This is a genomic window from Actinomadura sp. 9N215, from assembly GCF_044326345.1.
Lineage (GTDB): Bacteria > Actinomycetota > Actinomycetes > Streptosporangiales > Streptosporangiaceae > Spirillospora.
Genome location: NZ_JBIRBA010000020.1, coordinates 97211 through 120167 on the forward strand (window position 1 = coordinate 97211; position 22957 = coordinate 120167).

21 protein-coding genes and 4 tRNA genes are annotated in these 22957 nt (G+C 72.6%); 12 read left to right on the forward strand and 13 right to left on the reverse strand.

The window, feature by feature from the left end; all coding sequences use genetic code 11:
* Window positions 1-56: 56 nt before the first annotated feature.
* Window positions 57-1025, reverse strand: a complete 969-nt coding sequence (locus tag ACH34T_RS29310) for a phosphotransferase family protein (RefSeq protein WP_396024161.1) — start codon at window positions 1023-1025, stop codon at window positions 57-59.
* 30 nt (window positions 1026-1055) lie between these two features.
* Complete coding sequence (locus ACH34T_RS29315; RefSeq protein WP_396024162.1) at window positions 1056-2762, reverse strand: AMP-binding protein; 1707 nt, start codon at window positions 2760-2762, stop codon at window positions 1056-1058.
* Window positions 2763-3135: 373 nt separating this feature from the next.
* Here ACH34T_RS29315 and ACH34T_RS29320 point away from each other — a divergent pair, with 373 nt between their 5' ends.
* The 10 genes from ACH34T_RS29320 (at window position 3136) to ACH34T_RS29365 (ending at window position 9167) form a co-directional block, all read left to right on the forward strand.
* The gene (locus ACH34T_RS29320; RefSeq protein WP_396024163.1) at window positions 3136-3984 is read left to right on the forward strand and encodes a hypothetical protein; all 849 of its coding nucleotides are present in this window, start codon (window positions 3136-3138) and stop codon (window positions 3982-3984) included.
* A 93-nt stretch (window positions 3985-4077) separates the two neighbouring features.
* Window positions 4078-4341 carry a hypothetical protein gene (locus ACH34T_RS29325; protein WP_396024164.1) on the forward strand — a complete coding sequence of 88 codons (264 nt, stop codon included), beginning with the start codon at window positions 4078-4080 and terminating at the stop codon, window positions 4339-4341.
* A 187-nt stretch (window positions 4342-4528) separates the two neighbouring features.
* Window positions 4529-4613: transfer RNA gene (locus ACH34T_RS29330), tRNA-Ser, on the forward strand.
* A 1-nt stretch (window position 4614) separates the two neighbouring features.
* Window positions 4615-4687, forward strand: a tRNA-Met gene (locus ACH34T_RS29335).
* A gap of 18 nt (window positions 4688-4705) precedes the next feature.
* A tRNA-Arg gene (locus ACH34T_RS29340) sits at window positions 4706-4779 on the forward strand.
* A 2-nt stretch (window positions 4780-4781) separates the two neighbouring features.
* Window positions 4782-4853, forward strand: a tRNA-His gene (locus ACH34T_RS29345).
* Window positions 4854-4938: 85 nt separating this feature from the next.
* The gene (locus ACH34T_RS29350; protein ID WP_396024165.1) at window positions 4939-6780 is read left to right on the forward strand and encodes a glycoside hydrolase family 3 protein; all 1842 of its coding nucleotides are present in this window, start codon (window positions 4939-4941) and stop codon (window positions 6778-6780) included.
* A 137-nt stretch (window positions 6781-6917) separates the two neighbouring features.
* Window positions 6918-8300, forward strand: a complete 1383-nt coding sequence (locus ACH34T_RS29355) for an ROK family protein (protein ID WP_396024166.1) — start codon at window positions 6918-6920, stop codon at window positions 8298-8300.
* 268 nt (window positions 8301-8568) lie between these two features.
* Window positions 8569-8880 (forward strand): hypothetical protein, encoded by a 312-nt coding sequence (locus ACH34T_RS29360; protein WP_396024167.1) that lies wholly within the window; start codon window positions 8569-8571, stop codon window positions 8878-8880.
* The gene (locus tag ACH34T_RS29365) at window positions 8877-9167 is read left to right on the forward strand and encodes a hypothetical protein (protein ID WP_396024168.1); all 291 of its coding nucleotides are present in this window, start codon (window positions 8877-8879) and stop codon (window positions 9165-9167) included. The genes ACH34T_RS29360 and ACH34T_RS29365 overlap by 4 nt, the downstream gene beginning before the upstream one ends.
* A 15-nt stretch (window positions 9168-9182) precedes the next feature.
* Here the strand turns inward: ACH34T_RS29365 and ACH34T_RS29370 are convergent, their stop codons facing one another.
* The 7 genes from ACH34T_RS29370 to ACH34T_RS29400 all read right to left on the reverse strand — a co-directional run bounded on the left by ACH34T_RS29370 (window position 9183) and on the right by ACH34T_RS29400 (window position 16756).
* Window positions 9183-10292 (reverse strand): AAA family ATPase, encoded by a 1110-nt coding sequence (locus ACH34T_RS29370; protein WP_396024169.1) that lies wholly within the window; start codon window positions 10290-10292, stop codon window positions 9183-9185.
* A gap of 85 nt (window positions 10293-10377) precedes the next feature.
* Entirely contained in the window at window positions 10378-11028 is a 651-nt protein-coding gene (pnuC, locus tag ACH34T_RS29375) for a nicotinamide riboside transporter PnuC (RefSeq protein ID WP_396024170.1), read from the reverse strand.
* Window positions 11029-11069: 41 nt separating this feature from the next.
* Window positions 11070-11885, reverse strand: a complete 816-nt coding sequence (locus ACH34T_RS29380) for an anti-sigma factor domain-containing protein (RefSeq protein ID WP_396024171.1) — start codon at window positions 11883-11885, stop codon at window positions 11070-11072.
* Entirely contained in the window at window positions 11882-12469 is a 588-nt protein-coding gene (gene sigK, locus ACH34T_RS29385) for an ECF RNA polymerase sigma factor SigK (protein WP_396024172.1), read from the reverse strand. The genes ACH34T_RS29380 and sigK overlap by 4 nt, the downstream gene beginning before the upstream one ends.
* A 65-nt stretch (window positions 12470-12534) precedes the next feature.
* The gene (locus tag ACH34T_RS29390) at window positions 12535-13947 is read right to left on the reverse strand and encodes a High-affinity nickel-transporter (protein ID WP_396024173.1); all 1413 of its coding nucleotides are present in this window, start codon (window positions 13945-13947) and stop codon (window positions 12535-12537) included.
* A complete protein-coding gene (locus ACH34T_RS29395; RefSeq protein WP_396024174.1) occupies window positions 13944-15200 on the reverse strand; it encodes a tetratricopeptide repeat protein in 1257 nt (418 codons plus the stop codon). The genes ACH34T_RS29390 and ACH34T_RS29395 overlap by 4 nt, the downstream gene beginning before the upstream one ends.
* Window positions 15200-16756, reverse strand: a complete 1557-nt coding sequence (locus ACH34T_RS29400; RefSeq protein WP_396024175.1) for a DUF4331 domain-containing protein — start codon at window positions 16754-16756, stop codon at window positions 15200-15202. The genes ACH34T_RS29395 and ACH34T_RS29400 overlap by 1 nt, the downstream gene beginning before the upstream one ends.
* 263 nt (window positions 16757-17019) lie before the next feature.
* On the opposite strand from ACH34T_RS29400, the gene ACH34T_RS29405 reads away from it, so the two are divergent.
* A complete protein-coding gene (locus ACH34T_RS29405; protein WP_396024176.1) occupies window positions 17020-17805 on the forward strand; it encodes an SDR family NAD(P)-dependent oxidoreductase in 786 nt (261 codons plus the stop codon).
* A 47-nt stretch (window positions 17806-17852) separates the two neighbouring features.
* Here the strand turns inward: ACH34T_RS29405 and ACH34T_RS29410 are convergent, their stop codons facing one another.
* Genes ACH34T_RS29410 through pdhA form a run of 3 tightly spaced genes read right to left on the reverse strand, consistent with a single transcriptional unit; the run spans window position 17853 to window position 21372 of the window.
* On the reverse strand, window positions 17853-19142 hold the full coding sequence (locus tag ACH34T_RS29410) for a dihydrolipoamide acetyltransferase family protein (RefSeq protein ID WP_396024177.1): 1290 nt from the start codon (window positions 19140-19142) through the stop codon (window positions 17853-17855).
* Window positions 19139-20188 (reverse strand): alpha-ketoacid dehydrogenase subunit beta, encoded by a 1050-nt coding sequence (locus ACH34T_RS29415; RefSeq protein WP_396024178.1) that lies wholly within the window; start codon window positions 20186-20188, stop codon window positions 19139-19141. The genes ACH34T_RS29410 and ACH34T_RS29415 overlap by 4 nt, the downstream gene beginning before the upstream one ends.
* An 11-nt stretch (window positions 20189-20199) precedes the next feature.
* Entirely contained in the window at window positions 20200-21372 is a 1173-nt protein-coding gene (gene pdhA, locus ACH34T_RS29420) for a pyruvate dehydrogenase (acetyl-transferring) E1 component subunit alpha (RefSeq protein WP_396024179.1), read from the reverse strand.
* Between the two features lie 131 nt (window positions 21373-21503).
* Between pdhA and ACH34T_RS29425 the strand changes: the two genes are divergently transcribed.
* Window positions 21504-22136 carry a GntR family transcriptional regulator gene (locus ACH34T_RS29425; protein ID WP_396024180.1) on the forward strand — a complete coding sequence of 211 codons (633 nt, stop codon included), beginning with the start codon at window positions 21504-21506 and terminating at the stop codon, window positions 22134-22136.
* A gap of 34 nt (window positions 22137-22170) precedes the next feature.
* Here the strand turns inward: ACH34T_RS29425 and ACH34T_RS29430 are convergent, their stop codons facing one another.
* Entirely contained in the window at window positions 22171-22866 is a 696-nt protein-coding gene (locus ACH34T_RS29430) for a GntR family transcriptional regulator (RefSeq protein WP_396024181.1), read from the reverse strand.
* Window positions 22867-22957: the final 91 nt, after the last annotated feature.

A 22957-nucleotide genomic window follows, 5' to 3' on the forward strand; every position in this document is an offset into this window, starting at 1 on the left:
CCTTCCAGTATGGATCCCCAGGTAGAGGCTAAATGTAGGGCAGGTTTCGCGCCACGTCATGCCGCGTCCCCCGCCGCCGATATTCTGCCGCAGGCGTCGACCATCGCCTGCTCCGGCCCGTCGAGCGGCCGGTCCTCCCTTTCCGCGGATATGACGCACGTGGCGGCTATCTGGATCGCAAGACTTCGCGCGGGAACGTCCAGGGTCGTCCAGGGGTCGCCGTTGGCCGGGACGGCCGCGCCGCCCGCCTCCGTGTACGCATCCAGGAAGCGGCCCCACTCATCGGGCGGCAGAACCCCCGCCGAATAGAGCGCGGCTGGACGAGCGAGGTCCCATGCGGGGTCGCCTCTTCCGAGGTCTTCGATGTCGATGAGCCGCCACCGTCCGTCCTGTGCGCGGACCATCTGGCCGAGGTGCCAGTCTCCATGGATCAGGCGCTCCGCCGTCCCAGGAGGCTTTTCGCCGTCGCCGCGTATCCAGGCGGGAAGGGTGGCGAACGCGTGTCGGATTTCGTCCTCGGCAGGGCCGTGGCCCAGTTCCGAAACACGTCGTTCCACGCGCGTGGGACGCCCCCATGACGGGGCATCTGCCGGAACCCTCGTGGAATGGAGCGCCGCCAGAAGCCGCGCACCCTCCTCCCAGGGCAGGTCCTTTTTCGGATCCACCGGCTCGCCATAGTGGTAGACCGTGACGGTCCGCCCGTCAACGTCGAGCGGCGGCCCCAGCGGACCGAGCAGGACCTCCGGAACGGTGGCCGCCACCCGTAGCCGTTCGAGGAACGGGGGCCCGTGCTCACGGTCGGCCTGGTGCGCCTTCACCGCCACGTCACCGACGCGTACGACCAGCACACCGTGCCGGTCGTACAGCGTCCGCGGTTCCTCTTCCGCGGACGGCGCTTCCACGGACGGTGCTTCCGCAGAAGGCGCGGACATGACGGGACCCGCCGAGTCCCGCCCGATCGCGCGTCCGATCTCGATGAGCCGGGTGACGAGCCCCGGCTGGGCGGTCTCGGTGTGCACCCGCACAGTCAACCACCTGGCACGGGACGGTTCCGCCTACGCGGGCGAGTTGACGACTTCGTCGCGGAGCCGCCGCCGGACGACCTTCCCCACCATGTTCCGCGGCAGTTCCGTCCGCGGACGGAATTCGGCGGGCACTTTGTAATGCGAGAGATAGCGTTCGCAGTGCCGCCGCAGTTCGTCCGCCGAGAAAAGGTAGGCGGGGTGCTCCACGACGTGCGCGATGATGCGTTCCCCGCGCCGTGCGTCCGGGACGCCGACCACCGCGCAGTCGTGGACGGCGGGATGCCGCCGCAGAACCCTTTCCACCTCGGTGGGGAAGACGCTGAAACCGCTGACCTTGATCATGTCGCGCTGGCGTTCCAGGATCGTGAAGAAACCGTCGTCGTCCATCACCGCGATGTCACCCGTACGGAGCCAGCCCTTCGACAGGGTCTGCGCGGTGGCGAGCGGCGCGTTCCAATAGCCCGCGAACACCTGCGGCCCGCGCACGACCAGCTCGCCAGCCTCGCCCGGCGGCAGGACCCTCGTCGGCTCTTCCTGGTCGACGATGACCGCGTCGGTTAAGGGCAGCGGCAGGCCGACCGTCAGGTTCCGTGCCCCGCCCCCCAGCGGATTGGCGGTGACGGCCGGGGACGCCTCCGTCAGCCCATAGCAATTGATGAGCCCCTTGGCGCCCGCCCGGTGCAGCCGGTCGATGGTGCTCTGCCCGATGCTCATCGCGCCGGAGACGAAGACGCGCAGCGAATTCAGGTCGGACGGCAGCATCCGCGGGCTGTCGAGCAATTGCTCGTACAGCGTCGGCACCCCGGGGAAGATGGTCGGCCGGTATTTGCGGATCGCACTGAGCACGCGGTCGGCGTCGAAGCGCGGGAGCAGCACCACGGCACCGGCCGTCATCACCGGCGCGACGAGGCAGCTCATCAGCCCGAACGAGTGGAACAGCGGCAGGACCGCCAGCGTCACGTCCTCGCCAGGGCGGGCCGCGCGGTCCCACGCGTGCTGCTGGCAGGCGTTCGCGACGAGGTTCCGGTGCGTGAGCATCGCGCCCTTGGGGCGCCCTTCCGTCCCGCCCGTGTACTGGATGGCCGCGAGCTGCCGCGACGGCTCGATCTCCAGCTGCCGGACGGGCCGCTGCGGCGCCCGCTGCATCTCGCTGAACGGCACGACGCCGGGATCGTCCGGCACGTCCGCGGTGACGGCCGCCCGCCGCCGCCGCGCCCGTGCCAGCGGCAGCCGCAGCGCGATCCGCTGGGCGGCGGGCAGGAAGTCGGCCAGCGACGTCACGACGATGTGTTCGAGCTGGAGCTCGGCGCGGACGGCGCGCACCGTCGCGTAGGAACGATCCAGCACGACGGCGGCGCGGGCACCGCAGTCGGCGAGCTGGTGGAGCATCTCCTCCTCGGTGTACAGCGGGTTGTGCTGCACCGCGATCGCGCCCCTGCGCAGCACGCCGTAGAACGCGATGACCTGCTGCGGGCAGTTCGGCAGGATCAGCGCCACCCGGTCGCCCGGCTGGACGCCGAGCCGGTGGAGGCCGGCGGCGAACCGGTCCACGGCCGCGCGCAGATCGCGGTAGCTGATCCGGCGGCCGAAGAAGATGAGCGCGGTCCGCTTCGGATACTTCTCCGCGGCGTCGTCGAGAAGCCGCGTAACCGGAATGTCTGGAATATTCAGTTCGCCGGAAACGCCCGGCTGGTACGACTGCCGCCACGGGGAAGATCGTTGTGACGAGTGCCACATGGGACCAGATTCAACCATCCCGGCGGCGCCCACGTCCCCGCTTCACGATCTTCATTCCGCGACACGTCACCGGCCGGCCAGGCCGAGGCCGCCCGAACGAAGATCTGAATGGCCACTGGCCGCGCACACGCTCGGCAGGAACGTCCGGACGGGCTCTCCCGAGTCTCAGATGCGCCCGGTGCCGCGGCACACGTTGCACTTCTCGCCGCTGGCGGTGCTCGTGCCGGTCCCGTTGCAGCCGGGGCAGGCGCGCGTCGCCGGCTTGTTGTGCTTGCCCACGTCCACCACCCCCGGCTTTCATCTTAGGGGCTGAACCCGCGGCCGGGACGCGTCCGGGGGCGAAGGCAGGCGGAAGGGCTCGGGGAGGCCAGGCATGATCGACGCGGCGGACGCGGCCGCCACGCGGGTCCGGCGGATCGCGGACGGCGCGGCGGCACGGCTCCGGCTCGCCGCCGGCTTCTACACCGGGAACCGGTTCCCCTACGGCCGCGCGGAACTGAGCTTCCTCCGCTGGGAGATCGCCCGCGGCGTGCTGGACCCGCCCACCGCCGACCCGCCGGGCAGCCCGTGGTGGCGCGCCGTCAACGACAGTCTCCTACGCGACAAGACCGAAGCCTTGCTGCTGGCCGACGGCCACTCCGGCGAACCGTCCTCGCGCAGCGTCCAACTGTGGAGCGAGTTCCTCAGCAAGCCGTCGCCCCCCGCCTGGTACCGCGCCCACAACGCCAGCGTCGTCACCGGCTACCTGCGGAACGCCACGCTCGCGCTGCCAGAACTCCCCGCCGAGCGCTTCATGATGAACGTCGCGCTCGTCCGCGTCCTGCACGCGCACGCGCTGGTCGCGCGCCCCCGCCTCGCCCTCGGCCCCTTCGCGCCCCTCGGCCGCATCCTCGGCGACCCCCGCGGCAGGACGGTCGGGTTCTTCCTCGACCTCCGCAGCGCGTTCCCCGAGCTCTACCCGCTGCACGGCCTGCGAGTCGAAGACCTGGTCGCCGCCGAAGGGCGGCTCCCGCGCGCCCTCGACTACGGCATCATCGTCCCGCGCCTCGTCCCCCTGTACGACTTCGCGTCCGAGTCGCTCGGCCTGCCGGGCATCGAGGACCTGATCAGCGACGGCACCCCCTGCTACGCCTTGCCTGCCCGCCGTTCGGACTGGCACGACACCAACGCCCGCCGCCTCTCAACCCGCCTGGCCGCCTACGCGGTAAGGCTCCGCGCCTGACACCCACCCGACCCCCGAATCAGAGCCTCAACACTTCCTTAACGCGGGCATAAAGAGGGGGCCGGGTGGGGGTTGGGGTGCGAGGTTCGTGGCGTGGCACTGCGAATGGGTAGGAGCACCGGTTCGTTCGCTCCCGGGTCGGCGGGGGAGCGGATGGGCCCCGCGGTGGTCGCCCGGGCCTTCCAGGCGTTGCCTTCCGCGCATCGTGAGATCTTGGCCGAGACCGTCTTCAGGGACCGGTCGGTCAACGAGGCCGCGGCCTCACTGGGGGTGCCGGTGGACGTGGTCAAGCTCCGCGTCTACCACGCGCTCCGCGCATTGAACACCGCCTTGGACGCGCCCAGAGCGAGCCGATAAATGGTTTGCCGGGACGGGAGCCGTCCCGGCATCATGGGCGTCGTAGGGAGCGAGACCGAGAGGAGAGAAAGCATGCGTCGCCATCGAATGCAGAGCAGTCTTTTCGGTCTCGGGAGCCGTTCAAGGACGTGAGTCGCGCGTCCTGACGCTGGCCGCCCGTTGACCGCGGGCGGTTTTTCTTTTTCCCGGAGGGTTGGCCGAGCGGAAAGGCAGCGGCTTGCTAAGCCGTGGTCAGGGTCATCCCTGCGCGAGTTCGAATCTCGCACCCTCCGCACCGGGTGAGGACGCTGGTGTGTCCAGCGGTTTCATAAGCCGCGGCAGGCAGGTTCGATTCCTGCACCCGGTACGCACAACCGAACATCGAGTCTCCGTGGCGCAGTTGGAGAGCGCGCCGGGTTGCGGACCCGGAGGTCGCAGGTTCGAGTCCTGCCGGAGATGCGGCTTCCGTGGTGTAGTGGTCTGCACGCCAGGTTGTGGTCCTGGAGGTGTCGGTTCGATCCCGATCGGGGGCCCTGCGGGCGATTTGGCGATCAGATATTGCCGAGGCGCTGGCTCCGGATTGCGTTGCATTGGAGCAATGCCGGAAAAGCATTCGGCATGCTCAGCTCTTCCGTGAAGGCGCGCCTGCTGGGGTCCGGGATGATGGCGGCGCTCGCGCTCGTCGCCTACGGCGCGCCCGTCCGGGCGGAGCCCGGGCCCGCGCCGTACCTCGATCCGCGGCTGTCCGTCGAGGCCCGGGTGGACGACCTGCTCGACCGGATGAGCCTCGACGACAAGCTCGGCCAGATGACGCAGCCCGAACGCAGGCACATCACGCCGGAGGAGATCACCCGGTACCGGGTCGGGTCGGTGCTGTCGAGCGGCGGGTCGGCGCCCAGCCCGAACACGGCGGAGAAATGGGCGGACATGTACGACGGGCTGCAGCGGGCGGCGCTCGCCGGGCGGCTGCGCGTCCCGATCATGTACGGGGTGGACGCGGTGCACGGCCACAACACGGTCGTCGGCGCGACGGTCTTCCCGCACAACATCGGGCTCGGCGCGTCCCGCGACCCGGCCCTCGTCCGCGAGATCGGCGCGGCCACCGCCGAGGAGATGGCCGGGACGGGCGTGGACTGGAACTTCGCGCCCTGCCTCTGCGTGGCCCGCGACGACCGGTGGGGACGGACCTACGAGTCGTTCGGCGAGGTCCCCGAGCTGCCCGCGATGATGACGACCGCCGTCCAGGGGCTGCAGGGCGACGAGCTCGGCGGGCCCGCGTCCGTGCTGGCCACCGCGAAGCACTTCGTCGGGGACGGCGGAACGGAGGGCGGCGACGACCGGGGCGACACCCGGATCCCGGAGGAGCAGCTGCGGGCCGTCCACCTGCCGCCGTTCCGGGCGGCGGTGAAGCGGGGCGTGGGGTCGGTGATGATCTCCTACAGCTCGTGGAACGGGCTGAAGATGCATCAGAACCGGTACCTGATCAATGACGTGCTGAAGCGCGAGCTGGGCTTCACCGGGTTCGTCGTCTCCGACTACAACGGCATCGACGAGATCGACGGCGCGTCCGGGTTCACCAGGCACGAGGTCACCGCCGCGATCAACGCCGGGATCGACATGGTGATGGTCCCGACGGAATGGCGCCGGTTCATCGAGTACCTGCGGGACGCGGTGAGGGACGGCGACGTCCCGATGTCCCGGATCGACGACGCGAACCGCCGGATCCTCACGAAGAAGGTCGAGCTCGGGCTGTTCGAGAGCCCGATGGCGGACCGGTCGTACCTGAGGACGGTCGGCGGCGCGGCGCATCGCGGGCTGGCGAGGCGGGCCGTGGCCGAGTCGCAGGTGCTGCTCAAGAACGACCACGACGTGCTGCCGCTGGACGACGACGACAAGGTCTTCGTCGCGGGCGGCAGCGCGGACGACATCGGCATGCAGTCCGGCGGGTGGACGATCACCTGGCAGGGCGCGCCGGGCCCGATCACCCCGGGCACGACGATCCTGGACGGCATCCGCAAGGTCGCCGACCCGTCGGCGAAGGTCGACTACAGCAGGGACGGCAACGGCGTCGACGGCTCCTACGACGCCGCCATCGCCGTCGTGGGGGAGAAGCCGTACGCCGAGTTCCTCGGCGACCGGACGGATGATCTCGGCCTCGACCCCGAGGACCTCAGGACCATCGACCGGCTGCGCGCCGCGGACGTCCCGGTGATCGTGGTGCTGGTGTCGGGCCGTCCGATGGACGTCGCCGCGCGGCTCCCCGGCTGGAACGCGCTGGTCGCCGCCTGGCTCCCGGGCACGGAGGGCGCCGGCGTCGCCGACGTCCTGTACGGCGACGCCGAGCCGACCGGCCGGCTCCCCGTCACCTGGATGCGCGACGGCGCCCAGCAGCCCATCAACGGCGGCGACGGCAAGGAGCCGCTCTTTCCATTCGGTTACGGCCTTACCTACAGCGGCTGATCCGCCGGAAAGGGTCTTCTGACCTCGATATTCTTGGCGGCGTTCGGATACGGCGCGGCTTTCGCGCGACCCCGTGCACGTGGGTCGCCATGACGCCGTGAGGCCGTGACCCGCTGATCGCTGCCAAGGGGTGCCCCGTGACGCGACCCTCCCTGCACGGGGGCGGCCCCTCGGTCCTCCGCCGCCTCAACTCCGCCGCGATCCTGCGGGCGCTGCGGGACGGCGGCGAGTGCACCCTGTCGGACCTGGCCGGGCGGGTCGGGCTGTCCAGGCCCACCACCGAGGGCGTGCTGGCCGAGCTGATCGACCGCGGCCTCGCCGCGGAGAGCGCGCCGCGTCCCGGCGCGGGACTCGGCCGCCCCGCCCGCCGCTACCGCTTCCGCGCCGACGCCGGGCACGCGCTCGGCATCGACGTCGACGCGCACCGGGTGCGGCTGATCGTCGCCGACCTCGCGGGCGACGTCGTCGGCGGGCACCGCGCCGGACTGGACGTGCGGTCGCCGCCCGCCGAGCGGATCGCGGCGGTCCGGGCCGCGGTCAAGGCGTGCCTGACGTCGGCGGACGTCGACCGGCGGTCGCTGTGGGCCGTGGCCGCCGGGACCCCGGGCGTCGTCGCGCGGGACGGGACGATCACGTCCTGCACGGTCGTGCCCGGCTGGGAGGGCGTCCCGCTGGGCCGCGAGCTCGGCCGCTCGTTCTCCTGCCCCGTCCTCGTCGAGAATGACGCCAACCTCGCCGCGCTCGCCGAACGGTGGCGCGGCGCCGCCCGGGACGCCGACGACGTCGTCTGCGTCCACGCCGGCCTGCACACGGGCATGGGCGCGCTCATCGGCGGGCGCCTGCACCGGGGCCGCTGGGGCGCCGCCGGCGAGGTCGGCATGCTGCCGGAACTGGGCCTGCGCGACACCACCGCCGCACTGATCACCGGAACGGACGCCGACCCGGAGGCCTCGACCGCGGCCCTGGCCGCCTTCGAGTCGGCCACCACCCCGCGACCGGACGCCGCCACATCACGACCGACCACTTCCCAGGCGGACGCTGGCTCGCCGCGGGCGGCCGCTTCCCAGTCGGACGGCGGCTCATCGCGGTCGGGCGATTCGTCGGCGGGCGGCGGGTCGTCTCGGGCGGACGCTTCGCGGGCGGTGGGGTCGTCGGCGGGTGGAGGGGTGCCTCGGGGTGCTGGGCTCGATCACGCCGAACGCGTCCTGGAAGCGGCGGGCTGGGGCGCGGCGGAGGCGCAGGCGGTCGTGGAGCGGCTCGCCGCCCGGATGGCGCGCGGCGTCGCGGCGATGGCCCTCGCCTTCGACCCCGAAATGATCGTGGTCGGCGGCCCGCTGGTCAGGGCCGGTGACCTGCTGGTCTCCGAGCTGCGCCGGCGGATCGCGCCGCTGTGCCTGAGCCCCGTCCGCATCGAGGCGTCCGAGCTGGCGGACGAGGCGGTGGGCCTCGGCGCGGTCCGCCTCGCCCTCGACCACATCGACGAAGACCTCCTCCGCCTTCCGGTCGGCGCCTCCCCGTGACATGCACGAACCATCGAGACCCGAATCGCCTCGCATATCCACCGATCGGTCGCGGAGGGTCGGTGAATATGTCCCGCTCGTCCGCGCCCTCCTCGAATATCAAACCCGCTCAGATTTCCCCTATTTCTACAAAACGCTCTTGCGGCGCCTAATGCATAAGGAGACCAATATGCTGCGCTTGTCGAAATGATCCGCCGTTCTGTCGGCGGGGCGTTGTAGTGTCTCCGTGTACGGGTGAGCGGGGACCGACAAGAGAGACAGGAGCGACATGAGCGCACAACCACTGGAGCCGCCCCTGCCGTCCATGGGCCGCGTCAACCGGGTGCCACGGACGATCGAGGGCATCAGCGACTGGCTGCCCGAGGAGAAGCGCGCCCAGTTCCTCAGCGAGGTCACGCGGGCGGAGCTCGGCGCCGATCTCGCGAACCTGCTGTCCGGCTGGTATGCCGAGGCCATGTTCAGCCAGGTGCCTGACCGCGAGGAGCGCCACACGAAGGCGGTCCGGGAGTTGAGGGCGGGGAAGAAGGTCTCGCTGGACGAGATCAGGGCCGGCCGGCGGTTCCGAAGCGGCAGCGTGTGACCGCTCCCAAAAGCGGCTGGACGGTCTTCTGCTCCGAGACGGCCGGCGAGATACTCCATTCCTCCCTTCCGAAACCGATCGAAGACCGCCTCGTCGAGTACCTCTGCGAGCTGGCCTGGCAGGGCGGTGCCGCGATAGACCTGGGATTACCCCCGCCGGGAAGGCCGCTCGACGAGGTCGGAGTCGCCTACACCGTCGCGCTTGACGATGTCGACGTGTCCATCACCTACCTGGTGCTCCGCGACGTCAAGGAGTTCCAGATCACCGACATCAGCTGGGCGGGATGAGAGAGCGGCCGAGGGTCAGGGGGTCAGCGGGGTGTTGAAGGTCCAGCCCTTGGCCAGCAGGTCGTCGGTCGCGGTGACGGCGGCGGCCAGGCGGTCCTCGTGGGGGCCCGCGACGGTGATGTGCGGCAGGGCCCGTTCTTCCAGCTCCTCCTCGAAACGTCCCGACATCCAGGATCTGATCGACGCGCCGTCGCGCCAGCCGTCCTGCTCGAACGGGACGCCCTCCGGCGAGGTCAGGATCCACAGGTGGTGCGGGGTGCGCTCGTGGACGGCCTCCACCTCGGGCGCGGGCGAGCCGAGATAGCGCTCGTGCCAGATCGCGGTCGCGAACGCGTCGGTGTCGCAGACCAGCAGCGGTGAACCCGACCGTGCGGCGGCGTCCTCCAGCGCGGCGTGCCGCTCCGCGATCCGGGTGAAGTCGGCGGACTCCCAGGCCAGGTCGTCCAGCCACAGCGCGGGATCGGCGGCGGCCCGCCGCGCGGCGGCCAGTTTCTCCTCGGTGAACGTGCGCCCGTACTCCGGCACCCATCGCGTCGACGCCCACACGCCGCCGCGCTCGGCGTAGTGCGCGGCGAGGGCGCGGGCCAGCGTCGTCGTCCCGGTCGACTCCGCGCCGACGACCACGACCCGCCGCGCCAGGTGTCCCCGGACGGGCGGCGAGAGGAATCCCCAGTTCCCGACGGGGTCGTCCCGGACTGCGGTACTGCTCACCGGGAAGCGACCCCGCGGCGGGTCCACCGGAACGTGGACGGCGGAGAAGCGCCGCGCCAGCTCCGGCCCGTACGCCTCCGAGCTGAACACCGCGTCCACCGGCGGGACGGGCACGCCGAGCCCCGACCGCGTCGCCACGCCCGCGCGGAACACGGCGACGTGCGCCGACCAGATCTCGTCCGATTCGTAGTCGATCTCGGTGTCGTCCACCACGGGGATGATCTCCACGTGGGGCTGCGGGTGCGTCTCGCGCAGCCACGCGGCCCGCAGCGGAAGCGGGATGCTCTCGACGCTGGACGCGGCGACGACCACGCTCACCCGCGCACAGGCCACTGCGGCCGCGTCGATCAGATGGCGGTGGCCTGCGTGCGGCGGGTAGAACTTGCCGATCACCAGCCCGTGCTCATACGTCACGCGGGTCATCGTGGGGGAGACCCCGCACGGCCGCCCGCGGCGCCCCCGTCCACGGATGCGGCCGCGCGTTCTCGCCGGTGCCCGGTCATGCGGTCGCGGGCGCGGGAGTGACGGCGGGGGTGCGGAAGTCCCTGCGCCAGGCCAGGAGCCCGAACACGCACAGCGTGAGGAAGATGACGTACAGCGCGCTCGTCAGCTTCAGGTCCTTGTAGAAGTACAGCGGGATGTAGACGAGGTCCGCGGTGATCCACAGCCACCACGACTCCAGCAGCTTCCGCGACTGGCCGTAGACCGCCATGAGCGAGATCGCGGTGGTGAGGGCGTCCCAGAACGGGACGGTCGAGTCCGTCCAGGCGGACAGGGCCCAGGTCAGGAGGGCGGTGCCGGTGGCGCCCGCCGTGATGAGCGCGGCCCACTCGGTCCGCCGGGTGCGGCGGACGGGGAGCCGGTCGCGGCCGTCACCGCCGTACAGCCACACCCACCAGCCGTACGTCTGGAGTGCGATGTAGACGACCTGGAGGCCCGAGTCGGCGTAGAGGCCGCCGTCCAGGAACACCAGGCCGAGCAGGATCACGTTCGCGATGCCGATCGGCCAGTTCAGGATGTTCTGCCGGACGACGAGCCACACGTTGACCGCGCCGGTCGCGAAGCCGAGCAGCTCCGCCCACGTCGTGGGGACGGAGCCCAGATGGAAGGCGGGGTCGAGCAGCGGGCCCAGCGGGACGTTCACCGACATGCCCGCCATCGTCACATATCGTCAGAGAGACGACAAGAGGGTCAGGCGGGGGTGAGCAGGACGAGCGGCGTCGTGGTCGGCCGCGCCGAGCCGCCCGCCGGCTCGACCGTGATGCCCAGCTTGTCGGAGGGACGCCACGTGCCCGCCACCACCGGCCGGCTCCGGTCGTCGGGGAGCAGGCCCGCCGACCGGGCGCCGCCCGCGTCGATCAGCCACAGCTGGTACGCCCGCGAGGACGGCAGCGCCCGCAGTCCCGAGGACGCGACGACGGCACGGCCGCGGGAGGCGGACGCGACGATCGTCACCGTCCCGCCCCCGGCGGCCCGTCCCGTCGCCGAACGCGCGTCCGGCGCGGACAGCACGGACGCCATGGCGCGGTTGGCGTCCTCGGCCCGCTCGACGCGCTGCCGTTCCCGGACCGCCTCGCCGACGGACACCGCCGTGACCAGGCACGCGGCGGCCGCGAGCCCGGCGGCCACGGCGCGCCGCCACCGTCTCGGCCGGATCGGCTCGACCCGCGCCGGCGTCTGCGTCCCGGTCTGTGCCGTCCGCGCCGGTGTTCCCGTCTGCGTCGATGTTCCGGTCTGCGTCGGTGTCTGTGTTCGTGGCTGGCTCGGTGGTTCCGGCGGGAGTTGCCGGACGTGCTGGATGCCCGCCAGCACCCGGCCGCGCAGCCCCGGCGGCGGCGCCTCGGCGATCGCCATGCCGAGCCGTGCCGTCGTGGCCTGGAACTCGCGGAGCTCGGTCGCGCACGTCTCGCACCCGGCGAGGTGCGACTCGAACCGGCGGCGCTCCTCGGCGTCGTCGATCGCGTCCAGCGCGTACGGGCCGGCGAGGGCGTGCAGATCGTCCGTCATCGGTCCACCCCCAGGCAGTCGCGCAGGCGGATGATGCCGTCGCGCATCCGGGTCCGCACCGTGCTCGCCGGCGCGCCGACCAGTTCGGCGACCTCACGGTAGGTATGCCCACCGTAGTAGGCGAGCGTCACCGACTCGCGTTGCAGACGTGTCAGCGTCCCCAGGCAGCGGCGCACCCGCTCGTGCTCCAGCCGTGTCTCGACGCGTTCGCCCACCGGATCGGGGGCGGCGCCCGGCCCGTGCCGCGCGGCCCGCGCCTCCCGCTCGCCCGCGGACTGCTCGCGCCGCACGCGGTCCACGGCCCGCCGGTGCGCGATCGTCATGATCCAGGCCATGGCGGAGCCGCGTCCTGGGTCGTAGCGGGTCGCGGACCGCCACACCTCGATCAGCACCTCCTGCGTCACCTCCTCCGCCATCGCCGGATCCCGGACGACCCGCCGCGCCAGACCGTGCACAGGCGCCGCCACCGCGTCGTACAGCAGCTCGAACGCGCGCTCGTCGCCGCGCGCCGTCCGGGCGAGGAGCGTGTCGGCGTCCTGGCCGGGCACGGTGCCGTTCTCCGGCGGTCTCGTCTCTGCCGGCATGCCGCGCTCCCCTCGGTGGACCGTCCATCCGGCACTACGCGTCCGCGGGCGTCCGGGATCGAAGTTCACAGGACGAGACTGCGCAGCGTGAGCCCGACCCCGAGGACGACGACCGTCGCGGACGTCCCGATAGGCATCATTCCGGAGGGAAGACGCGGCCGCTTGGCCGGAATGCGCCGCCTCGCCAGCACGCGCCGCGCGAGGACGCGCCCGGACCCGGCGACGAGCAGGCCGACCGCCACGAGCGCCGCGGCCAGGCCGAGCCCGTACGCCAGGACGAGGACGATCCCGAACCACGTCCGTCCGATGGCCGCGCCGCCCACCAGCACCACCACCGCGGACGGACTCGGGACCATGCCCCCGGCCAGCCCCATCAGCACCACCCCGCTCCGCCGCGACGCCCGATGATCATGGGTGTGCCCATGCCCATGGCCGTGTCCGTGCCCGTGGCCATGTCCGTGGCCGTGGTGGTGGCGGGTTCGGAGGGCGCGGCGTAGCAGCAGGGCTCCCGCCAGGGTGACGAGGACGCCGCCGGCCGCGCCCAGCCACGGGAACAGCGTGTCCGGCGCGAGGAGCGTGCCGGTCGTCACGAGCAGCCCGAGGGCGAGCACGCCCGCGGTGTGGGTGACCGTGACGGTCAGGCCCAGGGTGAGGATGTCCCGGGTCCGGTTGCGGCCCTCGCCGATCGCGTGCGCCGCCATGATCGTCTTGCCGTGCCCGGGGGCGAGCGCGTGCAGCGCGCCGAGCGCCAGCGCGACCAGGAAGGCGAGGACGGCGAAGCCGGGGGTGAGGTCGTGCCGCGCGACCAGGGACGTGAACCGCTGCGTGAGCCCGTCCGCTCCGCGCGGCAGCAGCCGCTCGGCCCCGCCTCCGGACGCGGACGTGGACGCGCCGAGCGGCGGGCCGCCCGGCCGCACCGTGAGGGTCGCCGACCGCTGGTCGAGCGGCGAGGAGAGCATGTCCTCGGGGTAGGCGGTGAGACGGCCGCTGCGGGACGGGCCCGGCACGTCGGACGCGGACAGCGTCATCCGGTCGCCGCGCGCGGTGATCTCCCGCCAGCCGACCCGTCCGTCCGCCGCGCCGTCGTTCCGGAACGCGATCGTCCCGGGTCCGGCGGGGGCGGTGATCCGGCATTCGGCCCGCAGCGTCGGCAGCCCCGCCTGGCCGGGCGGTGCCGTGGCGGACGCCGACGCGACCGTCGCGGTGACGGCCCGTCCGTCCACCGTGATGCGGAACGACATGGCCGCGCGCCCGCAGACCCCGTCCGCCCACGTGCCGAGCTCGGCCGGGGACGGGCGGCCGTCGCGGTCGGCGTCCACCTCCGGCAGGGCCTGCGCGGCGGGGATCTCCGCGAGGTCCTCGACGTGGTCGATCCGGAGCTCGTGCGGGGCCGCGACGAGCCCGTCGTAGTGGTTCACGCTGAAGTTGCCCAGCGGGTGCGCGGCGACCAGCCCCGCCGCGAGCGCGAAGCCGATCATGACGCGTCCTCCCGGCCCCGCGCGCCGCCGCCCGGACGTTCGCCGAGCGCCTTCTCGATCACGCGGAGGTGGGCGCGGAACCGCGGGCTGCGGTATCCCGTCGCCGTCGCCTGGCGGGCGTAGGGGAGGGCCTCCTCGTCGCGTCCGTTGGCGTGCAGGGCCCAGGCCAGCGCGTCCGCCGCGTGGACGCCGCACCGCCGCGCCTTCCGCGCGCCCGGGGCGGGGCAGCGGCGGTCGTACTCGGCCCGCGCCGCGCGCAGCGCCGCCTTCGGATCCCCGTGGTCGGACTCGAACAGCGCCGTCTCCAGATCGGCGTCGACGCCGTTGGCCTCGGCGATCCGGGCCCAGGCCGCCGCGACCGCGTACTGGCGCTTCGCGTCGTCCGGACGTCCCGCCGACTCAAGCAGCTCCCCGTACTCGGTCAGGTACTGCGGCAGCGGCAGCCGCCGGACGATCTCCGCCCGGTCGGCGAGGGCCCCCTTGACGTCGCCTCGCCCGGCCCGGACGCGCGCCTGCCCGTCCAGGGCGGGCAGGTAACCGGGCGACACGCGCAGCGCCTCGGCGTACTCGCGTCCCGCCCGGCCGAGGTCGCCGTCGTTCCAGGCGAGCTCCCCGAGTTGGGTCGCGATGTAGGCGCGGTCGCCCGGGTCGGTGGCGGACGCACGCGCCAGGTCCAGCACCCGCCGCGCCTCCCGGACCTCGCCGCGCAGCTCCCGCACGTACGCGAGCCGCGTGAAGATCGGGATGCCGGGGCGCCTGGCGTCCGCGCGCCGCGCCGCCGCCAGGGCGTCGTCGTAGCGGCCCAGCTCGACCAGCGCGTCCACCCGGACGGCCGCGGCCCGCTGCCCGTACGGGTTCGCCTTCAGCGCCCGATCGGCGTACCGCAGCGCCCCGTGGAAGTCGTGCCGGGCCGCGGCGAGCGCGCCCTGCCCGGCCAGTGCCTCGTCGTTTCCGGGCGCCTCCCGCAGGGAGCGCCGCAGGACGTCGTCGGCCTTCGGGTAGTACGTCGTGTCGCCGGTGACCCGGGCCTTCTCCACGTACGCGAGGCCGAGCGACGCCCATCCGGCGGCGTCGTGCGGCTGCTCGCGGAGCCGTGCCTGCAGGCCCGCGACGCCGGAGGCCGGGGCCCCGGCGGTGCCGGACCCGGCCGTGGCGCGCACGCCGGAGGGGCGGATGGGGGCCACCGCCGCTCCGAGTGTCAACGCCACGACCAGTCCGGCGGCCGAGGCCCCGGCGATGAGCGGACGGCGCATCAGCTCTCGCGCCGTCCCGTTCCGGGAGTCCGGCGACGCCACCACAGCAGCCCGCCGGTCAGCACGAACGCCGCGCCGCCGGCCAGGGCCGCCGCGGGCAGCGCGCCGAGCAGCGCGGCACCGTCGTCCTCATCGGTGATGCGCTCCGACGCGCCCGCGTTGAGGAAGCTCACCGGCTTCCCGTCCGGGCCCGTGCGGGCCGTCTTGCCGGACGCCTTGGCGGGGGTGCGGCCGCGGGCGTCCGTCCCGGACCTGGGCTGCGCCACGTACGGGAACGCCTTCTCGAACGGGAGGTCGTTGGCGTCGACCGCGTCGCCCAGGTCGTTCTTGCTGCCGAGCAGCTCGCCCTCGGCGACCTGGAGGATGATGTCGGTGACGTCGTCGGTGAGCCGCCGCCCGTTCGGGAAGCCCTGGTTGTCGCCGTTCAGCACGGCGAGCCGGTCCGGCTTCGGATTCGGCTTGATGGACGTGTTGAGCCGCAGCAGCTCGGCCGGCCGGACGTTCTTCGGCTGGTTCAGCTCCGGCACGCCGGTCAGGAACGCCTGGACGAGGTCCTTGCGCGGCGTCGCGGGCGCCGGGATCTTGTAGAGCTGCTGGATCAGCTTCGGCACCTCGGGGTCGGTGACGAACTGCGCGAACTGCGCGTCCGCCCACGGGTTGGAGGCGTTGAACGCGTCCTTCCTCCCGCGCGGGATGACGACCTCGTTCACCAGCGAGGCGCCGAGCCGGGAGACCTGCGTGTAGTCGCCCGAGGCGGTCTGCCGCTGCACGGTCGAGTACACGCCGACCACCGGGTCCTGGGCCGTGGCCAGGTCCTTCGTCGGCACCTGGACGGCCAGGGTGTTCACGTTGTAGCCGCTGACGGTGTCGTCGCCGACCTCCGAGAGGTTCCCCCCGAACAGCAGGTTGAAGATCTGCAGGTCGATGAAGAAGGAGTCGTCGGCTTGGCCGGCGAACGCGGTCCGCCCGTTGCCGAGCGGCTTGATCGCCTGCTGGCGCAGCACCGAGTAGTTCGGCATGGACGCCTTGCCCACGTTGGACGGCGCCACCGGCGCGTTGTCGGCGAGCTTGCTGGTGCCGGTCACCTTGCCGTCCGTCTGGCGGATCAGCGTCAGGTCGTAGGTCTGGGTGAAGTTGAGGTCGGGGTCGTCCAGGCTCGTCACCGGCCCGGTGTTGTAGAGGAAGGTGTTGCCGTTCTTCAGGAAGTCGTTGAACTCGAACCGGTAGATCAGGTCCGGCTGCGCGTCGCCGTTGTTGTCGACGTTGAAGTCGTACCTGGCGTCCCGCGCGAACTTGTAGAAGTTGGGCCCTCCCGCCGGGTCCTCGAAGGGGATGAAGTTCCCGACCAGCGTCGTCGTGTCCGGCTTGTCCGGACTGACGAAGGCGTAGACGTCGGTGTTGTCGTACTGCGGCTGCCCGGAGATGATCGGCGCCTCGCGGTGGCTGGACGCGGTGCCCTCTTTCGGCACGAGCCCGGTGAACCCGCCCGCGAGCAGCAGGCCCCCCGCGGCGATGAGCGCGGCGAGCCGCGCTCTGGTCGTATGAACGGTCGGCATTGTGTGAACCTCTCCCGGTCCCGGATGCTCGTCGCGGCGGCGCCGTCCGTGGCGCTGGGCCTCGTCTGCCGCGACGCCGGATCGACCGGTCTCTTCGCCATGCCCGCCACTACTTCGCCGCCCGGGCCCGATCCGATTGCCCGGACCGCCCACTGGCCGGATACGGCCAGCCCCCCGGGCGCTCCGTTTGACATTGAGTGAGCGCTCACTCAGATTGAAGACCCAGGTGGGACAGCTGTCACGGACTCGCGGAGGAGAGCCTCATGTACCCCGAACTCGACGGGACGGTCGTCGTCGTCACCGGCGGATCGCGCGGCATCGGCGCCGGGACGGCGCGCGCGTTCGCCGCCGAAGGCGCCAAAGTCGCCGTCGTCGGACGCGACAGGGCGGCCCTGGACGGCGTCGCCGCGGAGATCGGCGGGATCGGGGTGGCGGCCGACGTCACCGACCTCGCCGCGATCGAGGCCGCGCGCCGCCGCGTCGAGGACGAGCTCGGCCCCGCCGGCGTGCTGTGCGCGTTCGCCGGGGGCGGCATCGCCCGTCCGGGACCGACCGCGGCCATGACCGAGGAGGAGTGGCGGTCGGTCGTCGACGGCAACCTCACCGCCACGTTCCTCACCCTGAAGAGCTTCCTGCCCGGCATGCAGGAACGCAGGGCGGGCGCGGTCGTCACGATGTCGTCGTCGGCCGGTCGGCTGCCGACCAACCTGCCCGGCGGCGGTGGCCGGGAACTGGGCAACCCATGGGGCGCGCCGGTCGCCTACGAGGCGGCGAAGGCGGGCGTCCAGGCGCTGACACGGCACGTCGCCGCCGAGGTCGGCGCCGACGGCGTCCGGGTCAACTGCCTCGCGCCCGGCACGATCCGCACCGAGCGCACGGACCGGTACATGACGCCGGACGTCCAGGACACCGTCGCCGCGTCCCACCCGCTCGGCCGGATCGGGGAAACGCGCGACGTCGCGGGCGCCGCGCTGTTCCTCGCCTCCGGCCAGTCCGGCTGGCTGACCGGCCTCACGATCGACGTGGCCGGAGGCCGGGTCATGCTCTAGGCGCCCGAGGCCGGGTCGTCCGCTGGCGCCGGACGCCGGGGCATGCTCTAGGCGACGATGAGCAGCGGGTTCTGGAGCAGGGCGGCGAGACGGTCCAGGAACTTGGCGGCCGTCGCGCCGTCGGTGGCCCGGTGGTCGACCGACAGGGTCAGCGCCAGGCGCTTGCCCGGCACGACCTGGCCGTCGCGGACGACCGGCTCGTCCCGGACGGCGCCCACGGCGAGGATCGCCGCCTCCGGCGGGTTGATCACCGCGGCGAACGAGTCGACGCCGAACATGCCGAGGTTGCTGACGCTGAACGTCCCGCCGCTCATCTCCTGCGGCTTCAGCTTCCCGTCGCGGGCCCTGCCGGCCAGCTCGCGGGTCTCCCGGCCGATCTCCGAGACGCCCTTGCGGTCCGCGTCCTTGACGACGGGGACGAGCAGGCCGTCCTCGACCGCCACCGCGACGCCGACGTTGACGCGCCTGTGGAAGAGCAGGTTCTCCTCGGTGTAGGAGACGTTCACGGCCGGGTGCTCGCGCAGCGCCGTCGCCGACGCCTTCACGATCAGGTCGTTCACGCTGACCTTGGCCGGTGCGAGGGCCTCGTTGAGCCGGGCGCGGAAGGCCAGCAGCGGCTCGGCGTCCACCTCGCGGTTGAGGTAGAAGTGCGGCGCCTCGCGCTTGCTCTCGGTCAGCCGCCGGGCCGCCACCTTGCGGAACCGGTTCAGCGGGACGGCCTCGACGTCCGCGTCCTCGACGGCCTGCGCCTTCGCGGGCGCGGCGACGGTCGCCGGAGCGGCCGCGGGTGCGGGTGCGGCGGCCGGGGCCGGGCCCGGCGCGCCGGATCGGATCGCGGCCTCGATGTCGGCGCGGACGATCCGTCCGCCCGGTCCTGACCCGCTCAGCGCCGCCAGGTCGAGGCCGTGGTCGCGGGCCAGCCGCCGCGCCAGCGGCGACGACGGCGGCCGGGACCCGTTGCCCGCATGCCGCACAGCCGCAACCGGAGCGGGAGCGGGAGCCGCGGCCGGAGCGGGAGCCGGAGTCGAAGCTGCCTCCGCGGCAGGCGCCGGTTCAGCGGCGGGCTTCGGTTGCGCGGCGGCCGGGGCCTGGCTCGCGCCGTTCGCGGGTGCGAGGACGGCGATCGGGGCGCCGATGGCGGCGGTCTCGCCCTCGGCGACCAGGATCTTCTCCAGGACGCCCGCCTCGTACGCCTCGTACTCCATCACGGCCTTGTCGGTCTCGATGTCGACGATGACGTCGCCGACCGCGACCTCGTCCCCCGGCTGCTTCTGCCAGGAGCTGATGACGCCCTCCTCCATCGTGTCGGAGAGGCGGGGCATGAGGATGTCGGTCATCGCGTCGGCTCCAGGACTTCTCGCGGGGGCGTGGGGGTCGTCCCCCACGAGGTACGGCCGGTCGCGCGGAGCGTGTCGCGGACGGCGGTGAGCAGCGAGTCGGCGGACGGCAGCGCCGCCGTCTCCAGGGACTTGGCGTAGGGGAGGGGCACCTCGGCCATCGCGACGCGCCGGACGGGGGCGTCCAGCCAGTCGAACGCGCCCTCCTGGATCGTCGCGGCGATCTCGGCGCCGATGCCGTAGGTGAGCCAGTCGTCCTCGGCGACCACGGCGCAGCCCGTCCGGCGGACGGACTCCACGATGGTCTGCCGGTCGAGCGGGCGCAGGCTGCGCAGGTCGACGACCTCGGCGGAGATCCCCTCGCCGGCGAGGGTCTCGGCGACCTCGGCGGCGACCCGGGCCATCCGCGAGTACCCGATGATCGTGATGTCGGTCCCGGGACGGGTGACCCCCGCCCGGCCGATCTCCGCGGGCTCGATGTCGTCGATCTCCGCGGGCAGCTCGCCCTTGGTGTTGTAGAGGGCGAGGTTCTCCAGGAACAGCACCGGGTCGTCGTCGCGGATCGCGGCCTTCAGCATCGCGGACGCCTCGGCCGGCGTGCTCGGCGCGACGACCTTCAGCCCGGGGATGAACGAGTAGAACAGCTCGACGTTCTGCGAGTGCGTCGCGCCGAGCTGCTGCCCGCCGCCGCCCGGCGTGCGGATCACCATCGGGACGCTGGCCTGCCCGCCGAACATGCCGTAGATCTTCGCGGCGTGGTTGACGATCTGGTCCAGCGCCAGCAGCGAGAAGTTGATCGTCATGATCTCCACGACGGGGCGCAGGCCGAGCATCGCGGCGCCGATGGCGGCGCCGACGAAGCCCTCCTCGGCGATCGGGGTGTCCCGGACGCGGCGCGGCCCGAACTCCTTCAGCAGCCCTTCGGTGATCTTGTAGGAGCCCTCGAAGAGCCCGATCTCCTCGCCCATCAGGAAGACGTTCTCGTCCCGGAGCATCTCGGCGCGGAGCGTGTCCCGGAGGGCCTGGCGGTAGGTCACGGTTGCCATGCGGACGCTCCTCAGGAACTGAACACGGGGTCGGCCGGGAGGCGGCGCAGCTCGCCCGGGACGGGGGTGGCGTAGGTGTAGTCGAACAGCGTCGACACCTCGGGCGCCGGGCTCTCGTCGGCGAACGCGGCGGCGGCGTCGATCTCGGCGGTGACCTCGGCGTCCAGCGCGTCGCGGTCGTCGTGGGAGAGGATCCCGGCCTCCGCCAGGTCCAGCGCCGTCCGGGCCAGCGGGTCGGCGGCCTTGAGGGCCTCCTTCTCCTCCTTGGACCGGTAGCGGGCCGGGTCGACGACCGAGTGGCCCTTCAGCCGGGGGCTCGTGGTCTCCAGCAGGTACGGCTTGCTCTCGGCGCGGGCCCGCTCGACGGCGACGCGCGCGGCGTCCCGGACGGCGATCACGTCGGTGCCGTCCACGCGGGCGCTCTCCATCCGGTACGCGGCGCCGCGCCGGTACAACTCGGGCTCGGCGGCGGAGTTCTCCACGGTCGTGCCCATCCCGAGACCGTTGTTGATCACGACGAAGACGACGGGGAGGTCCCAGAGGCCGGCGATGTTCAGCGACTCGTGGAACGCGCCGATCGCGGCCGTGCCGTCGCCCATGTGGCACATGACGACCTCGTCGCCGCCCTTGTACGACACGGCGAGCGCCGCGCCCGTGGCGAGCGGGACCTGGCCGCCGACGATGCCGTACCCACCGAGCAGCCGGGCGCCGGCGTCGAACAGGTGCATCGACCCGCCCCAGCCCTTCGACACGCCCGTCGACCGCCCGTACAGCTCGGCCATGACCCGGTCGGCGCCGATCTGCCCGTGGGGGGACGGCCCCTCACGCCCCCCGGCGACCGCGTTGAAGCCTTTGGTCAGCGCGTAGCCGTGCTCGCGGTAGTTGGTGAACAGGTAGTCGTCGGGGCGCAGCGCGGCCATCAGGCCGACGACCGTGGCCTCCTCGCCGAGGTTCAGATGGCAGTAGCCGCCGATCTTGGCCTCGGTGTAGGCGCGGGCGGCCCGCTCCTCGAACCGCCTGATCAGCAGCATCTGCCGGTAGTAGCCGACGAGCGTCGCGGCGTCGGCCACCTGCGGGGGCGCGGGCGGTGTCGCGGCGGTCTTCGCCCGGGGGGTGGTGGTGCCGCGCGTTCTCCGGGTGCGGGCCGGGGCGGCCCGTCCTGCGGATCGCGTAGTTTCAGCCATCGGCGATCTTCCTCTGTCCGGGGCAACGCCGTAGGATCGCCACGACGCTCACCGATCATCATTGATCTATGATCGATCATATTCCACCCGTCAAGAGTCACTTACCGACGCTCCGTCTAACATGTGATGTCGTGAACGCGCCGATCCCCGCACAGCTGCTCCGCACCGGACTCGCCGACCAGATCCGCGAGTTCATCGTGGACGGCATCAGCTCCGGACGCTGGCAGCCAGGCGAACGCGTCGTCGAGCGCCGCATCGCCGCCGAACTCGGCGTCAGCCAGGGGCCCGTCCGCGAGGCGCTCCGCCAGCTGGAGGCGCAGCGGCTGATCGAGTCGCTGCCGAACCGGGGCGCCCGCGTCCGCGACTTCACCGAGCGGGACCTCGCCGAGATCTTCCCCGTCCGCGCCGGCCTGGAGCGGACGGCCGTGGAGCTCGCCCTGCCCCGCCTCGCCGGCTGCCTGGACGCGCTGGAGGAGCACAACCGCCTGCTCGGCGCGGCGGCGCGGGACGGCGACCTGACCGAGCAGATGCGCCTCAGCATCGCCTTCCACCGCGCGATCGTCGAGTCGGCCGGGAACCGGCTGCTGGTGTCGGTCTGGGAGGGGCTCGGCATCGAGCTGTGGACGACGCTGTCCCTCCGCCTGCACCACACGGAGATCTACTCCAAGTCGGCCGAGCACGCGGAGCTGATCGAGGCGTTCCGCCGCCGCGACCCGCGCGCCCCGCAACTCCTCCACGACCACGTCATGAACTACGCCCCATGACCGTCCGACGCGGGCGGCTCAGGAGCGGCGCGGGTCATTCCTTTTCGCGGTAGGCCTCGGTGAGCTGTGACTCCGCGTCGTCCAGGTAGGAGCGGAGCTCCCGTTCGGCGGTCGTGATGTCGCCCCGCGCCATCAGGTCGTAGAGGCGGCGGTTGCGGGCCAGGTACGGCTCGTGAAACTCGCGCGGCGACCCCATCTCGTGGAAGACGAGACGCATCTCGACGAGCAGGTGCCCGATCATCTCGTCCACCCGCGGGCTGCCCATCAGGGCGGCGAGGGCCTTGTGGAACTTGATGTCGGCGGTCCCGACGCCCGCCCAGTTCCCGATCGCGGCGGCGTGCTCGCCCTCCTGGACGGCGGCCTCCACCTGGCCGATCGCGGCCGCGGTGGCGCGGGGCGCGCTGCGCACCCCCTCGCACTCCAGGAGGCGCCGGACCCGGTAGAGGTCGGCCAGCGCGTCGGCGGGCACGCGGCTCACGAAGACGCCGCGGTTGAACTCGTGCACGAGCAGCCGTTCCTTGACGAGCATCTGGAACGCCTCGCGCATCGTGTTGCGCGACACCCCCATGACGGCGGCGAGCTTGTCGTCGGACAGCCGGGTCCCGGGGACGAGGAGCCCGTCGGCGATCTTCTCGCGGAACAGGTCCGCGACCCGGGTCGCGGTGCTGGACCGGTCCATGCCGTGCCGGGCCGCCGCGATCTCGTCGAGCCACGTGTCCCGGACCGTCATCGGACTCTTCCCTCTGGGGGACGACCCCCAGACCCCCGAGGGCGGCACGCCGCTGATCCTCGCTCCGCTGCGGTCATCGGCGTCCTTTCGT

Coding starts and splice junctions, on each gene's coding strand:
- ACH34T_RS29315 (WP_396024162.1), bottom strand. CDS start 2,762: ATGTGGCACTCGTCACAACGATCTTCCCCGTGGCGGCAGTCGTACCAG.
- ACH34T_RS29320 (WP_396024163.1), top strand. CDS start 3,136: ATGATCGACGCGGCGGACGCGGCCGCCACGCGGGTCCGGCGGATCGCG.
- ACH34T_RS29350 (WP_396024165.1), top strand. CDS start 4,939: ATGCTCAGCTCTTCCGTGAAGGCGCGCCTGCTGGGGTCCGGGATGATG.
- ACH34T_RS29360 (WP_396024167.1), top strand. CDS start 8,569: ATGAGCGCACAACCACTGGAGCCGCCCCTGCCGTCCATGGGCCGCGTC.
- pnuC (WP_396024170.1), bottom strand. CDS start 11,028: ATGTCGGTGAACGTCCCGCTGGGCCCGCTGCTCGACCCCGCCTTCCAT.
- ACH34T_RS29380 (WP_396024171.1), bottom strand. CDS start 11,885: ATGACGGACGATCTGCACGCCCTCGCCGGCCCGTACGCGCTGGACGCG.
- sigK (WP_396024172.1), bottom strand. CDS start 12,469: ATGCCGGCAGAGACGAGACCGCCGGAGAACGGCACCGTGCCCGGCCAG.
- ACH34T_RS29390 (WP_396024173.1), bottom strand. CDS start 13,947: ATGATCGGCTTCGCGCTCGCGGCGGGGCTGGTCGCCGCGCACCCGCTG.
- ACH34T_RS29395 (WP_396024174.1), bottom strand. CDS start 15,200: ATGCGCCGTCCGCTCATCGCCGGGGCCTCGGCCGCCGGACTGGTCGTG.
- ACH34T_RS29400 (WP_396024175.1), bottom strand. CDS start 16,756: ATGCCGACCGTTCATACGACCAGAGCGCGGCTCGCCGCGCTCATCGCC.
- ACH34T_RS29405 (WP_396024176.1), top strand. CDS start 17,020: ATGTACCCCGAACTCGACGGGACGGTCGTCGTCGTCACCGGCGGATCG.
- ACH34T_RS29410 (WP_396024177.1), bottom strand. CDS start 19,142: ATGACCGACATCCTCATGCCCCGCCTCTCCGACACGATGGAGGAGGGC.
- ACH34T_RS29415 (WP_396024178.1), bottom strand. CDS start 20,188: ATGGCAACCGTGACCTACCGCCAGGCCCTCCGGGACACGCTCCGCGCC.
- pdhA (WP_396024179.1), bottom strand. CDS start 21,372: ATGGCTGAAACTACGCGATCCGCAGGACGGGCCGCCCCGGCCCGCACC.
- ACH34T_RS29430 (WP_396024181.1), bottom strand. CDS start 22,866: ATGACGGTCCGGGACACGTGGCTCGACGAGATCGCGGCGGCCCGGCAC.